At 69.8% G+C, this 15,422-nt stretch carries 12 protein-coding genes; all 12 read left to right on the top strand.

Annotation, left to right across the window (positions count from 1 at the left end):
• Window positions 1-27 precede the first annotated feature (27 nt).
• The 12 genes from LW840_RS01065 (at window position 28) to LW840_RS01010 (ending at window position 15,411) form a co-directional block, all read left to right on the top strand.
• Entirely contained in the window at window positions 28-2,088 is a 2,061-nt protein-coding gene (locus LW840_RS01065) for a S9 family peptidase (RefSeq protein ID WP_291276273.1), read from the top strand.
• Window positions 2,089-2,284: 196 nt separating this feature from the next.
• Window positions 2,285-3,907 carry a YifB family Mg chelatase-like AAA ATPase gene (locus tag LW840_RS01060; RefSeq protein ID WP_291268993.1) on the top strand — a complete coding sequence of 541 codons (1,623 nt, stop codon included), beginning with the start codon at window positions 2,285-2,287 and terminating at the stop codon, window positions 3,905-3,907.
• A gap of 136 nt (window positions 3,908-4,043) precedes the next feature.
• Window positions 4,044-4,850 (top strand): hypothetical protein, encoded by an 807-nt coding sequence (locus tag LW840_RS01055; protein ID WP_291261643.1) that lies wholly within the window; start codon window positions 4,044-4,046, stop codon window positions 4,848-4,850.
• 7 nt (window positions 4,851-4,857) lie between these two features.
• Window positions 4,858-6,228 (top strand): sigma-54 dependent transcriptional regulator, encoded by a 1,371-nt coding sequence (locus LW840_RS01050; RefSeq protein WP_291266767.1) that lies wholly within the window; start codon window positions 4,858-4,860, stop codon window positions 6,226-6,228.
• A 21-nt stretch (window positions 6,229-6,249) separates the two neighbouring features.
• The gene (locus tag LW840_RS01045; RefSeq protein ID WP_291266766.1) at window positions 6,250-6,855 is read left to right on the top strand and encodes a hypothetical protein; all 606 of its coding nucleotides are present in this window, start codon (window positions 6,250-6,252) and stop codon (window positions 6,853-6,855) included.
• Window positions 6,856-6,882: 27 nt separating this feature from the next.
• Window positions 6,883-8,370 (top strand): aldehyde dehydrogenase family protein, encoded by a 1,488-nt coding sequence (locus tag LW840_RS01040; RefSeq protein WP_291261646.1) that lies wholly within the window; start codon window positions 6,883-6,885, stop codon window positions 8,368-8,370.
• Window positions 8,371-8,434: 64 nt separating this feature from the next.
• Window positions 8,435-9,229 (top strand): signal peptidase I, encoded by a 795-nt coding sequence (lepB, locus tag LW840_RS01035; protein ID WP_291276272.1) that lies wholly within the window; start codon window positions 8,435-8,437, stop codon window positions 9,227-9,229.
• 180 nt (window positions 9,230-9,409) lie between these two features.
• On the top strand, window positions 9,410-10,270 hold the full coding sequence (locus tag LW840_RS01030) for an RNA polymerase sigma factor RpoD/SigA (RefSeq protein WP_291261648.1): 861 nt from the start codon (window positions 9,410-9,412) through the stop codon (window positions 10,268-10,270).
• A gap of 7 nt (window positions 10,271-10,277) precedes the next feature.
• Complete coding sequence (locus tag LW840_RS01025) at window positions 10,278-10,778, top strand: YajQ family cyclic di-GMP-binding protein (RefSeq protein WP_291261649.1); 501 nt, start codon at window positions 10,278-10,280, stop codon at window positions 10,776-10,778.
• A 533-nt stretch (window positions 10,779-11,311) separates the two neighbouring features.
• Window positions 11,312-12,739 carry a 30S ribosomal protein S12 methylthiotransferase RimO gene (rimO, locus tag LW840_RS01020; RefSeq protein ID WP_291261650.1) on the top strand — a complete coding sequence of 476 codons (1,428 nt, stop codon included), beginning with the start codon at window positions 11,312-11,314 and terminating at the stop codon, window positions 12,737-12,739.
• Window positions 12,736-14,049, top strand: coding sequence for a glutamate-1-semialdehyde 2,1-aminomutase (hemL, locus tag LW840_RS01015; RefSeq protein ID WP_291261651.1), 1,314 nt, complete (start codon window positions 12,736-12,738; stop codon window positions 14,047-14,049). Before rimO ends, hemL begins: the two co-directional genes overlap by 4 nt.
• 18 nt (window positions 14,050-14,067) lie before the next feature.
• Entirely contained in the window at window positions 14,068-15,411 is a 1,344-nt protein-coding gene (locus LW840_RS01010) for a SpoIID/LytB domain-containing protein (RefSeq protein WP_291261652.1), read from the top strand.
• Window positions 15,412-15,422: the final 11 nt, after the last annotated feature.

Below are 15,422 nucleotides of genomic sequence, written 5' to 3'. Positions count from 1 at the left end.
TCGATCTGAACCCCAACCCTCCCCCTCATGCGAACCCGGTTCCTGCTCGGCGTGCTGCTGCTGCCGTTCACGCTGTCGGCCCAACCCCGCGGACTCGACGAGTCCGACGTGATGCGACTCAAGGCCGTGGGGGGCGTAGCCATGTCCCCCGACGGCAACCGCGTGCTCTACACCGTGACGGCGTGGGAGCACCCCAACGCCAAGGGCGACACCGCGCTGGGTGACACGCACGAGCGGCGCTCGCACGTGTTCATCGTCCCTGCCGCCGGCGGTGCCGCGCGGCAGCTCACCTTTGGCGAGCGCGGGGAAAGCCAGCCTACCTGGAGCCCCGACGGCAAGACCATTGCCTTCGTGGCCGCGCGCGGCACGGGCACCGGCGAGAACGCCCCGCGCCCGCAGATCTGGCTGCTGCCGGCCGACGGCGGCGAGGCGCGTCAGCTCACCACGATCAAGGACGGGGTGAGCGGCTACGTGTGGAGCCCCGATGGCAGCCGCATTGCGCTGCTCACCACCGACACGCTCACGCGCGAGCAGGAGGCTCGGCTGCGTCGTCGTGACGACCCCACGGTGTACGAGGGCGATTTCCGGTTCGTGCACATCTGGGTGGTGGACGCCACGAGTGGGGCCGCCACGAAGGTGACGAGCGGCAACTACACGGTGAGCGCGCTCCCCAGCTGGTCGCCCGATGGCCGCACCCTGGCGTTCTACGCGAGTCCCACCACCATGATCCGCGACGAGCGGCACGATGCGTACCTGGTGGACATCGCCAGCAAGCAGCTCACACCACTCACCACCGATCATCAGGTGGAGAGCGCGCCGGCCTTCTCGCCCGATGGCAAGACGCTGGCGTGGACGAGCGTGCCGCACGAGTTCGCGCCGCACAAGGACGGCATCATGCCGCGCACGCTGCGCAACGCGCGCCTCATGACCATGGACGTGGCCACGCGCACGCTCACCAACCACGCGCAGTCGTCGTTCGACGTGAGCCCCGGCGCGGTGCGCTGGTCGCCTAACGGCAAGGAGCTGTGGTTCACCGCCAGCGACCGCGTCTACCAGTCGCTGTATGCGTACGATCTGGCCACGAAGACGTACAGCCAGCGCACGCAGAAGCTGCTGGTGGGGGGCGTGTCGCCCAGTGCCAACGGCTCGGTGCTGGCGCTGGCGCTCAACAGCGCCGAGTGGCCCACGGAGGTGTACGTGACCGATGCGTCGCTGGCGTCACCGCGTCGCCTCACCACAACCAACCCGTGGCTGGCCGAGCGGGCCGTTGGCGCGTCGCAGGTCATCACGTGGAAGAGCTTCGACGGCAAGACCGCCGAAGGGGTGCTGCTGCTGCCGGTGGGATATCGCGAGGGCACGAAGGTGCCGCTGGTGGTGTCGGCGCACGGCGGGCCCACGGGGGCGCACACGGCGGGCTTCAAGCTGGGCACCGACCCCGGGCAGACCTGGGCGGCGCGCGGGTGGGCGGTGTTCTACCCCAATCCACGCGGCTCCACCGGGTACGGCGAGTGGTGGATGCACGCCAATACCGGCGACTGGGGCGGTGGCGACTACAAGGACATCATGACCGGCGTGGACGCGCTCATCAAGCGCGGCATCGCCGATTCGTCGAAGATGGCGTTCGAGGGGTGGAGCTACGGCGGCTACATGACGAGCTGGGTGGTGAGCCAGACGGGGCGCTTCAAGGCGGCCATGATGGGCGCCGGGCTTCCGTCGCTGTTGAGCATGGCCGGCACCACGGACATTCCGGGGTACATCAACACCTTCTTCGGACAGCCGCAGTACGACGGTTCCATCGTGAATGCGAACGTGCGCAAGTATCTCGAGCGCTCGGGCATTTCGTACAGCGACAAGGTCACCACGCCGTTGCTCATTCTGCATGGCAGCAACGACGAGCGGGTGCCCATTGGACAGCCCATGGAGTTCTACCGGGCGCTCAAGGACAGGGGCAAGACGGTGGAGCTGGTGTTCTATCCGCGAGAAGGGCACGGGCTGGGCGAGTACTACCACCAGCTCGACCGCATGAAGCGCGAGTACGAGTGGATGGCCAAGCACACGCTGGGGGCGGCGGCGCGCACGGCGATGTAACCGGCCACCGCGGTCACGGCGGAAACCGCTCAGTTCCGGGTTTCGGGTTTCGGGTCATGGGTTGCGGGTCGGTACTTGAACCCCGCAACCCGAAACCCGAAACCCGAAACCCGGAACCGTTTTCTGTGCGTTCGAATGAGCCAAGGCCACGTTTTCGGATGACACACGATCGGCATGGCGCGCCTACTGTTGCCCCATGCTTGCCGCCGCGCCTTCCGCCGCCGTACTGGGAATCGACGCCCTCGATGTGCTCGTCGAGGTGCATGTAGCCAACGGGCTGCCGCAGTGGACGCTCGTCGGATTGGCGGCGACGGCAGTGAAGGAGAGCCGCGACCGCGTGCATGCGGCGCTGGCCAACAGCGGGTTCACCGTGCCGCCGCGGCGGGTCACGGTGAATCTGCAGCCTGGTGACCTGCCCAAAACGGGCACCGCGTTCGACCTGCCCATTGCGCTGGCGCTGCTGGCGGCGAGTGGCCAGCTCCCTGCCGAGTGTTTGCTCCAGACATGCGCCGTGGGGGAGTTGGGGCTCGATGGGCAATTGCGGGCGGTGCGTGGGGTGTTGGCCGTGGCGCGGCATGTGGCGGCGACCGGCAACGCCCTGCTCATCGTGCCGCCGGACAACCTGGCCGAAGCGCTGCGCGTGCCCAACGCGCGCGCCATGGCGCCGCGCACGTTGGCGGAGCTGGTGGCGGCGTTGCGGAGCGGCTCGGCGGCGCCCAGTCGGCCTCAGGCGCCTCGTGGTGGCAGTACGGACGACGTGCCCGATCTGGCCGATGTGGTGGGGCAGGAGTTTGCCGTGCGGGCGCTGGAGATTGCGGCGGCGGGCGCGCACAATCTGTTGCTCGTTGGTCCGCCGGGCGCCGGCAAGACCATGTTGGCGCGGCGTTTGCCGGGCATTCTGCCGCCGCTCGACGAGCAGGAAGCGCTGGAGGTGCTGGCCATTCACTCGGTGGCCGGGCTGCTGGGGCCGGCCGACCAGCAGCTGCTGAGTCGCGCGCGCCCTTTTCGCGCGCCGCATCACTCCATTTCCACGGCGGGGCTCATTGGTGGCGGCGGATGGCCGCGCCCCGGTGAAGTGAGCCTGTCGCATCACGGTGTGCTCTTTCTCGACGAGCTGTCGCTCTTCCCGCGTCACACGCTCGAGGCGCTGCGGCAGCCGTTGGAGGATGGCAGTGTGATGGTCTCGCGCGCCGCGCGGTCGCTGCGTTTTCCCTCGCGGTTCACCTTCGTGGCGGCGAGCAATCCGTGCCCCTGCGGCTACGCCGGCTGCGACGACCGCCCCTGCCGCTGTTCGGTGGCCGATCTCGAGCGGCACCGGCAACGGCTCTCGGGCCCGCTCGCCGACCGCATTGACCTGCACGTGCACGTGCAGCGCGTACCGCCGCGCGCGCTCGCGCAGCACGGCAGTTCGGCGCCCACCGAGCGCAGTGCCGCCGTGCGCGACCGCGTGCTGCGCGCGCGGGCGCGTCAGCGCGAGCGCTACGCCCATACGGCGCACGGCGCGCCATCGGCGGTGCCCGCATCAGCGTCCGTGGCCGGCGCCCCGGTGCTCACCAACGCCGCCGTGCCGGTGCGCCTCGTGGGGCCGGCGGCGCGGCTCGATCCGGCCGCTCGCGCCCTCCTCGTGCGCGCGGCCGACAAGCTGCAGCTCTCCGCGCGCTCGTATCACCGCGTGCTGCGTGTAGCCCGCACCATTGCCGACCTCGACGACATGGAGGCCGTCATGTCGGCCCATATCGGGGAGGCGCTGCGCTTTCGCCCGGTGGATGATGCGGGCGGGGAGGGTGGGGCGGTGCTCGCGACGCCTGGCGATCCGTGAGGAAACCGCACGGGCGCGCGGCGCCCGCCAGACTGCCGTTGCGGAGCTGGCAGACGTAGCTTCTGCGCACGCTGCCCGTTGCTTCCTTCCCTCCTGCACAACGCCTGTGGGCTGTCTCACACGAATCGGATGTGCCGTGGTGCTCGTGGTTGGCGGCGCCGTGGGCTACTGGCTCTACGGCGACCGGCTGCCGTCGGTCCTCTCCCGCGCGGCCTCCGGTGCCGCCGACAAGGTCACCGATGCCGCCGTGCGCACCAGCGAACGCCTCGACAGCGAGGAAGGCGCCCGTATTGCTGCCGAACAGGAGGCGCGGCGCCGCGCGGCACGCGAACGCCGCGACCGCGAGCTGGGGTGGGTGACCGTGAACGCCGACGCCCCCGTGGCGCCCACGACCAACCCGCTGGCGCCGCTCCGCCGCCGCAACGGCCCGGCGTACGTGTCGCTGGCTGCCGACCAGGTGGCCGGGCTGCTCGCGCCGCTCTTGGCGCAGCTCCCGCCATCGGCCATCACCGCCCAGGTGGCGCTCGACGGCGACTTGCTGCTGCTGCGCACCGCCGTGTCGCTGAGCGACTTCACCGGGCAGTCGGCCATTGGGGCCGTGCTGGGCAAGGCGCTCGTGGGTGAGGACACGCTGTTTCTGGCCGGGCCGCTCGAACCGGTGCGGCCGGGGCTGGCGCAGTTCCGCGTGCAGGAGCTGCGGCTCAAGGGCATCGATGTGCCCACCCGCCTCATCCCCGGGCTGGTGGGGAGCCTGCGCGGGGCGGCGCAACGCCCCGGTGCGGAACGCCCGGACGCCGGGGCGGTAGATAGCGGATCGGGCGCCGGTGCTCTGGCCGCCGATGCGCTGCCGGTGCCGCTGCCCACGTCGGTCAGCGATGTCCGCGTGGTCAACGGCACGCTCACGCTGTACCGCGCCTCCACCTCCACTGCCCGCACCCCGTGATCCACTCATGAGCCGTCGCGTCCTCGTCATCGACGACGAACCCGGCATTCGCCAGGCCCTGGGCCAGCTGCTGGAATACGAAGGGTTCGAGGTGAAAACGGCGAGTGGCGGCGCCGAGGGGATCACGCTGTACGATGCCTTCCGTCCGCAGCTCGTCTTTCTCGATGTCAAGATGGCGGGGCTGGACGGCCTCGAGGTGCTCAAGCGACTGCGGCAGGCCGACCCCACCGCCACGGTGGTGATGATCAGTGGGCACGCCACCATCCAGACGGCGGTGGAAGCCACGCAGCTGGGCGCGTACGACATTCTCGAGAAGCCGCTCGACACCGATCGCGTGCTGGTGCTGCTGCGCAACGCCTTCGAGAACCGGCAGCTCAGCGAGGAGAATGCGCGGCTGCGCGAAACGATCGAAAGCCGCTACGAAATCGTGGGGCGGTCGTTCGGCATTCGCGCCCTGCTCGATCGCATCGAGAAGGTGGCGGCCACGCCGGCGCGCGTGCTCATCACGGGGGAGAACGGCACCGGCAAGGAGCTGGTGGCGCGCGCCATCCACCGGGGGTCGCCGCGCGCCAAGAAGCCGTTCGTGGAGGTGAACTGCGCGGCGATTCCCAGTGAGCTCATCGAAAGCGAGCTGTTCGGGCACATGAAGGGCTCCTTCACCGGTGCGGTCAGCGATCGGGCGGGGAAGTTCGAGCAGGCCGACGGCGGCACGCTGTTCCTCGACGAAATCGGCGACATGAGTGCCACCGCGCAGGCCAAGGTGTTGCGCGTGCTGCAGGACGGCGTGGTCACGCGCCTTGGCGGCAACAGGGCGGTGCAGGTGGACGTGCGGGTGCTGGCGGCCACCAACAAGCAGCTCGAGGAGGAGATCGCCGCGGGGCGCTTCCGCGAGGATCTCTTCTATCGGCTCAACGTGGTGCCCATCACGGTGCCGGCGCTCCGTGAGCGGCGGGAGGACATCCCGCTGCTGGTCGTGCACTTTCTGCAGCAGTTGGCGGCCCGCGACGGCCTGCCGGCGCGGGGGATCACCGACGAAGCCCTGCGCCGCCTGCAGGAGCTCGAGTGGCAGGGCAACGTGCGCGAGCTGCGCAATACGGTGGAGCGGCTGGTCATTCTGGCCAGTCACGCCACCATCGGCGCCCCCGATGTGGAGCGCCTGGTGGGGCGCCGGGCCACCGAATCGCCGGGGCTGGGGGGGCTGCTCGACATTGCCACCTTCGAGGAGTTCAAGCAGGCGGCCGAGCGGGCGTATCTGCTGGCCAAGCTGCGCCAGTTCGACTGGAACGTCTCGGAAACGGCGCGCGCGCTGGACATGCCGCGCTCCAACCTGTACAAGAAGATCGAGCGCTACGCCCTGCAGCGCGAAACCGCCGAGTAGGGCGCCCACGTACGCCTCGTCATGACCGACTGGGACAAGGAACTCGCCAAGATCGACAAGCAACTCGCGTCCATCTCCGACGACGAGTTGCTCAAGAGCGCCCAGCCGGTGGCGCCGGCCAAGGGCGCTCCCGCGCGGGCGCTGCCGGCGGGGGCGCCCAAGGCGCCCGCCCTCCCCGCGGCCACGGTGCCCGGGGCGGGGAAGCCGTGGCTGTCGTGGGCCAAGGTGCTGGTGGCGGTCGGCGCGGCGGCCGGTCTCATGTTCTGGCCGTGGCCGGCGCGCTGCGGGGCGCCGCTCATTGGCTTCACCGCGGCCACCGGCGGCGTGGCGCTGCTGGGGCTCTGGAGTGCGCTGGGTACGTGGCGGCATCGGCTGGGGCTGGCGCATGTGGCGTCGCTGCTGGTGACCGCGTGGGGGCTGGCGCTGGGCGCGCGCGAGGTGCTGCCGCGCGTGGGCTACGCCGTGCCCACGGCCGAACGCCCGGGGCAGTGGAGCTGCGATGGCCTGCCGGCGATGCCGGGCAACCCCGGTGTGACCCCGGGCGCCGACGGTTCGACATCGCCGGGACCGGCGTCACCGGCCCCGGCCGGATTGCTCCCGCCGGGGCGGGGTGGCACCACGCTCTAGTCCGGTGGGTCGGCTACATTTGCAGGCATGACCATCACCTACCGGAATTTCATTGGCGGCCAGTGGGTTGCCCCCTCCACCGGCGCGTACTTCGAGAATCGCAATCCTGCCGATCAGCAGGATCTGATCGGGCACTTCCCCGCCTCCGGCGCCTCGGACATCGATGCGGCGGTGGCCAGTGCGCGCCGCGGCTTCGAGCAGTGGAAGCGCACGCCGGCGCCGGCGCGTGGCGACGTGTTGCGGCGCGTGGGCGACCTGCTGGCGGCGCGCAAGGAAGAACTGGCCGATCTCATGACGCGCGAGATGGGCAAACCGCTCGCGGAAACGCGCGGTGATGTGCAGGAAGGCATCGACACCGCCTACTACGCCGCCACCGAAGGGCGTCGCCTGTTCGGACATACGGTGCCCAGCGAGCTCGCCAACAAGTGGGCCATGAGCATGCGCCGCCCCATTGGCGTGTGCGGGCTCATCACCCCGTTCAACTTCCCGCTGGCCATTCCCACCTGGAAGGCCTTCCCGGCGCTGCTGTGCGGCAACGCGGTCATCCTCAAGCCCGCCGAAGACGTGCCGCACACGAGCACGGTGCTGGTGGAAGTGCTGCTCGAGGCCGGCCTGCCCCCCGAGGTCATCCAGCTGGTGCACGGGATGGGGGAGGTGGTGGGCAAGGCGCTGGTGGAGCACCCGCAGGTGCCGGTCATCTCGTTCACCGGCAGCACCGAGACGGGGCGGTTCGTGGGGGAAACCTGCGGCCGCATGCACAAGCGGCTGAGCCTCGAAATGGGTGGCAAGAACGCGCAGATCGTGCTCGACGACGCCGATCTCGATCTGGCGCTCGACGGCGTGCTCTGGGGCGCCTTCGGCACCACCGGACAGCGGTGCACCGCGACCAGCCGTCTGGTGTTGCAGGAGGGCATTCACGATGCCTTCGTGACGCGCCTCGCCGAGCGGGCGCAGGCGCTGCGTCTGGGTGACGGGCGCCGTGCGGGAACCGACGTGGGGCCGCTGGTGAATGACGCGGCGCGCGAGAAGGTGGAGCGCTACATCGAGATCGGCCGCCAGCAGGGTGCCACGCTGGTGTGCGGCGGGGCCCGCGCCACCGGAGGCGATCTCGACCGCGGGTTCTTCTTCCAGCCCACCATCTTCACGGGGGTCACCGCGGGGTCGCGCCTCGACCAGGAGGAGATCTTCGGCCCGGTGTTGAGCGTGATCAAGGTGAAGGACGCCGCCGAGGCGTTCGACGTGAACAACGGGGTGCGGTACGGGCTGTCCAGCTCGGTGTATACGCGCAACGTGAACGTGGCCTTCCGGGCGCTGCAGGAGCTCGACAACGGCATCACGTACGTGAACGCCCCCACCATTGGCGCCGAGGCGCACCTCCCCTTTGGCGGCGTGAAGGAAACGGGCAACGGGCACCGCGAAGGGGGCTGGGAAGTGTACGAGTTCTACTCGGAAACCAAGGTGGGCTACGTGGATTACTCGGGCGCATTGCAGCGTGCGCAGATCGACAATTACTGAGGCCCGCGCATGACGCGCCGGACCGGGTGGTGACCGCGGGGCGGGGCTACCGTGCCCGTGGTGCATGCGCCCGGTGAATCGGGACCGGCGCGACGAGGCGCTGCGCGCGGCCAACCGGCCGCGCCGCGGCGTGCGGCTCCTGTCGTGGGGCTCACGCGCCACGAGCAGTCGGGCGGGCGGCGGGCGCAGCGGGGCGGGGCGCGCCGCCGGCTGGCTCGGAATCCTGCCGTTGGCGCTGCTGCTCTACCTGTTCCTGCGCACCTTCGTGGTGGCGGCCTTCCGCATCCCGTCGTCGAGCATGGAGCGCACGCTCCAGGTGGGCGACTTCCTGCTCGTGAACAAGTGGGTGTACGGCGCGGAAATTCCGCTGCTGCGCCGCCGCCTGCCGGCGCTCCGTGCGCCGCGGCATGCCGATGTGATCGTGTTCGACTGGCCCGTCGATCATGACAAGGCGTTTGTGAAGCGTCTGGTGGGGCTGCCCGGTGACACGCTGCAGATGGCGCGGGGCGTGCTGCAGCGCAACGGCGTGACGGTGGCCGAGCCCTATCTCACGCGCGCCTCCGTGGCGCGCGAGCCCGTGGCGGGCGGAGCGAACAGCGCCAACGTGGTGGAGCCCGACGTGCAGGTAGGGGCACCGCGCGACAGCTGGGGGCCGCTGGTGGTGCCGCCGCGCCACTTCTTCGTGCTCGGTGACAATCGCGCCAATTCGCTCGACAGCCGCTACTGGGGGTTCGTGCCCGATTCGCTGCTGCGTGGCGCGCCGTGGTTCGTGTACTTCAGCTTCACCCCCGACCCCGCGCAGGTGGCTCCGTGGCTCACGCGCATTCGCTGGGCGCGACTCGGAACGACGGTCCGATGATTGCCGGCCCGTTCCGGTTCCCGATTTCACGCGCGGAGTCGTTGACGAACGCCGTCGGCCCGGTCAGCCTTATATCAGCACGCCGGCGGTACGCCGCTGGCCGCCGCACCACGACGGACACCGCGTTTCCCTCCTGCGCGGTGAATACCATGAGCCACTCAGCACCCGAGCCGGTCGAACATGGCGGTTACTCCCCCGAAAAAGAAGGCGTCGTACGAGGAAGGCTCCCTCGATCAGTACCTGCGTGACATCAGCGCATACCCGCTCATTTCCCGAGAGGAAGAAGCCGAGCTGGCACGACGCATTCGCGCCGGGGATCAGGACGCACTCGACAAGCTGGTCCGCTCCAACCTGCGCTTCGTCGTCAGCGTCTCCAAGAAGTACCAGAATCAGGGCGTGTCGCTCTCCGACCTGATCAACGAAGGCAACCTCGGCCTCATTCGGGCGGCCCACAAGTTCGACGAGACCAAGGGGATCAAGTTCATCTCCTACGCGGTGTGGTGGATTCGGCAGGCCATCCTGCAGGCGCTCGCCGAGCAGTCGCGCATCGTGCGGGTCCCGCTCAACCGCGCCGGCACGTTGCACCGCATCGGCAAGCGCGCCAACGCGCTGCTGCAGGAGTTGGGGCGTGAGGCCACACACGCGGAGATCGCCGACGGGATGGACATCACCGAGGAGGAAGTGGCCAAGACCATGTCCATCTCGCAGGTGCACCTGTCGCTCGATGCGCCGCTCACGCCGGGGGAGGACAACCGGCTGCTGGATTACCTCCCCGATACCCAGAACGCCAACCCCGAAGACCAGACCTTCGAGAAGGCGCTCGTGGAAGCCATCGAGGAGTCGCTGGGCAGCCTCAAGGAGCGCGAGGCGAAGATTCTGCGCCTGTACTTCGGCATTGACGAGACCGAACCCATGACGCTCGAGGAGATCGGCTCGCAGCTGGGGATCACGCGCGAGCGGGTGCGGCAGATCAAGGAGAAGGCGCTGTCCCGTCTGCGCCACGTGAGTCGCGCCAAATCGCTCGAAAGCTTCCTCGGCTGACCCCACCATGGCTTCCACATACTCGTTCGATGTCACCACCGGCTGCGACCTGCAGGAGGTGGACAATGCGGTCAATCAGGCGCTGAAGGAGGTCACGCAGCGCTTCGACTTCAAGGGCTCGCAGGTCCTCATCGAATTCAAGCGCGCCGACAACCTCATCAAGCTCGAAGCCGAAGGCGAAATGCGGCACACGGCCCTCGTGGACGTGCTGCGCGGCAAGCTGGTGAAGCGCGGGGTGAGCGTGAAGAACCTGGAGTTTACCGATCCCAAGCCGGGAAGCCACGAGATCCTCCGCAGTGAGGTCAAGCTCAAGATGGCGCTCGATGCGGAGACGGCGAAGAAGGTCACGGCGGCCATCAAGGACGCGAAGCTCAAGAAGATCACGGCGAGCATCCAGGGTGAGCAGGTGCGCGTGTCGAGTCCCGACAAGGACATGCTGCAGGAGTGCATCGCGCTGCTGCGGCAGGGCGAATTCGGCGTGGAGCTGCAGTACGGCAACTTTCGCTGAGCGACGCGCCCCGACGACTTCCGCGTCGACACGACCCGGCCGCTCCGCTCACCCCGTTCGCTGCTCTCTTCGGGGGTGGCCGTGCGCTCCGCTTCGTCGCTCCGCTCCTTCGCTTCGCGCCGGCGTCACCCCCTCAGGGATCCGCTCACGGGGCGGCGGAGCCGCCGGGGCTGCATCACTCTTGTGGCGGCATCACGCGAGGACCGCACGCGCACGGCTCGCGACGCACCTCTCCGCGCCCCGCACTGCAGGCGGTGAAGGGGGCGGGCACCGCATTGCTCGCGCGCCCGTGGCACGCCACGATGCAGCCACGGGAGCCCGCCGCCCTGCGAGCGGCTCTCTGAGGGGGTGACGCCGGCGCGCGAGGAGCGCAGCGACGACGACGCGCACGGCCACCCCCGAAGCAAGCCGCGAGTGGGGTGAGTGGGACTCCTGTGGCGTCTCGCGCGCGAAACAACCGGAGCCACCCTGGGCGTGTCGCCACGAGCCCGCTCCCACCTCCGACCTACCCCCGAACCCGCTATCATTCCCGGATGCTCAAGTTCGGCCTGGTCACCCTCGGGTGCGACAAGAATACGGTAGACTCCGAGCGGTACCTCGCCGACCTCGTGGCGCATGGCGCCGAGCCGGTGCAGAACCTTGGCGACGCCGAGGTGATCGTGGTGAACACCTGCGGCTTCATCGATGCGGCCAAGGCCGAAAGCATCGAGGCCATCGTGGACGCCGCGCGCCTGAAGGAAGACGGACAGGTGAAGGCGGTGTTCGCCATTGGCTGCATGGTGGAGCGCCACAAGAGCGAGCTGCTCGACGCGCTCCCCGAGGTCGACGTGTTCCTCGGCAACTCCGAAACCGATCGCCTGGTGCCGGAGCTGGTGGAGCGCGGGCTGCTGGGTGGTTCGCTGGTGGAGCACCCCGGCGTGCGCCTCTTTGGCGGCGACCTGCCCCACGTGCGCTACCTCAAGATTTCGGAAGGGTGCGACCACGGCTGCGCCTTCTGTGCCATTCCCCTCATGCGCGGCAAGCACCGCAGCTTCGCCTTGCCCGACCTCGTGCGCGAGGCGCAGCTGCTGGAGGCGCAGGGGGCGCGGGAAATCAACCTCGTGGCGCAGGATCTCGCCCACTACGGGCGCGACCGCCGCGACGGCACGGCGCTTCCCGAGCTGCTCGAAGCGCTCGTGCGGGAGACCAGCATTCCGTGGCTGCGCAACATGTATCTCTACAGCACCGGCATCACGCCGCGGCTGCTCGAGGTCATTGCGGCCAACGACCGCATCGTGCGCTGGCTCGATACCCCCATGCAGCACGGCAGCGACGCGGTGCTGGCGCGCATGCGGCGCCCCGAGCGGCAGAAGACCATTCGTGAGCGCCTGGCGAGCTATCGGGCCATCGTGCCCGATCTGGCGGTGCGTACCAGCGTCATCGTGGGATTCCCGGGGGAAACGGAGAGCGACTTTCTCACGCTCTGCGACTTCCTCGAGGAAATGCAGTTCGACCGGGTGGGGGTGTTCACCTACTCCCCGCAGGAGGGCACGCGCGCGTTCGGCATGGACGACGACGTGGCCGAGAGCATCAAGCAGGAGCGCAAGGAACGCATCGAGGAGTTGCAGCGCGGCATCACCGCGTCGCGCTACGAGCGGTTCCTCGGGCGCGAGGCCCGCGTGCTGGTGGAACGCGCCGGTGACGCACCCGATCTGTGGGTGTGCCGGGCGCCGTGGCAGGCCGACGACATTGACGGCCTCATGCACGTGACCGTACCGTCCACCCTGCTGGCGAATGGCGTACGCCCGGTCCCCGGCGCTTTCGTGGACGTGCAGGTCGAGCAGGTTGTTGACGATTACGATTTCACCGCCTCGCTGCGGCGCGTTGCCGATGCGCCGGCGGTGGCCCCTCAGGTCCGCTCCACCCGCGCCTTGCCGCTGGTGGGCATCGACCCCTCTTCCGCCGGGAGTTTTGGCCGATGACGATCCCCTCGCCGCTGCTCACCACCAACGCGCGCTCCGCCGACATCATGGCGCGGGCGCGCGGTCGTTTTCCCGGCGGGGTCAACTCGCCCGTGCGCGCCTTCCGCGGTGTGGGAGGCGAGCCATTCGTGGCCGCACGCGGCAAGGGCGCGCGCGTGTGGGACGCCGACGGCAACGAGTACATCGACTACGTGCTCAGCTGGGGGCCGCTGGTCCTCGGCCATGCCCCCGATGTCGTCCTCGACGAAGTGGCGCGCGTGATGCAGCTGGGCACGAGCTTCGGCATGCCCACCGAGCGCGAGGTGGAGCTGGCCGACATGATCGCCGCGCGCATGCCACACATGGAAATGGTGCGCTTCACCAGCAGCGGGACCGAAGCGGCCATGAGCATTGCGCGGCTGGCCCGCGCCGTCACGAAGCGGGAGTACATCCTCAAGTTCGAAGGGTGCTACCATGGCCACGCCGACGCCTTCCTGGTGAAGGCGGGGAGCGGGGTGGCCACGCTGGGGCTCCCCGACAGCCCGGGGGTGCCCGAGGCGCTGGCCAAGCTCACCCTCACCTGTGCGTACAACGACCTCGAGGCGGTGGAGCGCATTGCGCGTGAGGTGCCGTTGGCGGCGATCATGCTGGAGCCCGTGGTGGGCAATGGGGGCTACATCGAGCCCACGGCACCGTTCATTCCCGGGCTGCGACGGATTGCTGACGAAACGGGGGCCCTGCTCGTCTTCGATGAGGTTATGACCGGCTTCCGCATTGCCTACGGTGGCGCCGCTGAGCGCTTCGGCGTGACCCCCGACCTCACCGCCCTGGGCAAGGTGATCGGGGGCGGATTGCCGGTGGCCGCCTACGGCGGCTCGCGCGCCTTCATGGAGCACATCGCCCCCACGGGTCCCGTGTACCAGGCCGGTACCCTCTCAGGCAATCCGCTGGCCATGGCCGGTGGCCTGGCCACGCTGCGCGCGCTCACGCGCGAGGTGCACGACGGCATCACCGCCCAGACGGCGGCGCTGGTGCAGGGGATGCGCGACCTGGCGGCGCGTCACGGCGTGCCCTTCACCGCGAGCCACAGCGGCTCCATGTGGGGCTTCTTCTTCCATGCGGGGCCGGTGCGCACCTTCGAGGAGGCCAAGCAGTGCGATGTGGCCCTCTTCCGCCGCTTCTTCCATGCGGCACGCCGTCGCGGCGTGAGCCTCGCCCCCAGCGCCTTCGAAGCGGCCTTCATGTCGGCGGCGCACGGCCCGGCGGAAATCGCCGAAACGCTCACGCGGCTCGACGACGCCCTCGGCGCCGCGCTGGCCGAGCGGGACTGACGCCATGCCGCCGGTGTCATGACCATGGACATGCGCAGCGGGCTGCGCCTGCTCGTCCCCGTACTCTTTGGCGGGGTGGTCATGACCTCGGCGGCCATGGTGGCGTGCGCGCCCACCGGGACGGCACCGGGGGCGCCCACGCCCGCCGCCGGGCCCCCGGTCGCGCGGGCCGAAGCGCCCGGGCGGTTGGCAAACGACCGCGTGGCGCTCATCGCGCTCAGCGCGCGGTCGCGGGAGGCGCCGGTGAGTGCCACCGGGCGCTGGCGCATCGACGAGCAGGGCGGGCGTGTGCAGCTGGTGCGCGGACGCGGTGAGGAACCGTGGCGCATTGAACAGAAGAATGGCCTGCTGCGTGTCGCCGGTGATGGCGGTGATGCCACCCCCTGGCGGGAAGGCCCGTTCGTGGCGCGTCCGCTCGACAATGCGCTGCTGCGCTACGGGACGCGCCGCTATCGCGGCGAACTCGTGTTCACGGCCACCGACAGCGGGGTGATGGTGGTGAACCGCCTGCCGGTGGAGGACTACCTGCGCGGGGTGGTGCCACTCGAACTACCGGTACGCAATCCGGCCGAGCGGGCGGCGCTGGAGGCGCAGGCCATCGCGGCGCGCAGCTACACGTACATGCGGGTGCCGGGGGGCATGGTGGAGGCGCCGGTCACCGGCTTCAATCTCGTCTCCACGGTGCAGAACCAGGTGTACGGCGGCGCGGACGCGGAGCATCCGGTGGTGAACGAGGCCATCGACCGCACGGCCGGGCTGGTGCTCCGCTACAACGGCCTCATTGTCGATGCGCCCTATTCGTCGAGCTGCGGGGGGCGGAGTGCCACCCCCAGCGAGGCGTGGAAGGGGGCGCGCGATGAGCCCTATCTGCAGAACGTCGACGATATCGACCCGCGCACCGGCACGCCGTACTGCGACATTTCGCCGCGCCACCACTGGCACGCCGAGTTCGACGAGGGGCAGCTGCAGGAGATCGTGCGCCGGGCCCTGCAGGCGGGCGGAGCGGCCGCGCCCCGGCCGGCGGCGGTGCGCTCCTTCACGGTGCCGGGCCGCAGCCGCTCCGGACGGGCGGCGAGCGTGGTGCTGCGTACCGAACGGGGCGACGTCACCATCGAGGCGCGCGACATCCGGGCCGTGATGCGCGACGCGCGTGGCGCGATCCTGTCCAGCACGTATTTTTCGGTCGAGCGCGAGTCGCGCGGCGGGGGGCGCCTGCGGGGGCTGTCGCTGCGTGGCACCGGCCACGGCCACGGAGTCGGGATGTGTCAGTGGGGGGCAATCGGCCGGGCACGGGCCGGGGCCGATGCCCGCGAGATCCTGCGTCATTACTATCCGGGGACCGTCGTCGGCTTCGCCGACTGATCTGTTTCTCC

Origin of the sequence: Gemmatimonas sp., from assembly GCF_021298855.1 — a bacterium.
Classification (GTDB): domain Bacteria; phylum Gemmatimonadota; class Gemmatimonadetes; order Gemmatimonadales; family Gemmatimonadaceae; genus Gemmatimonas.
Note: the sequence above shows the minus strand (reverse complement) of the source record. Positions and strands in the feature narration are given on the sequence as shown.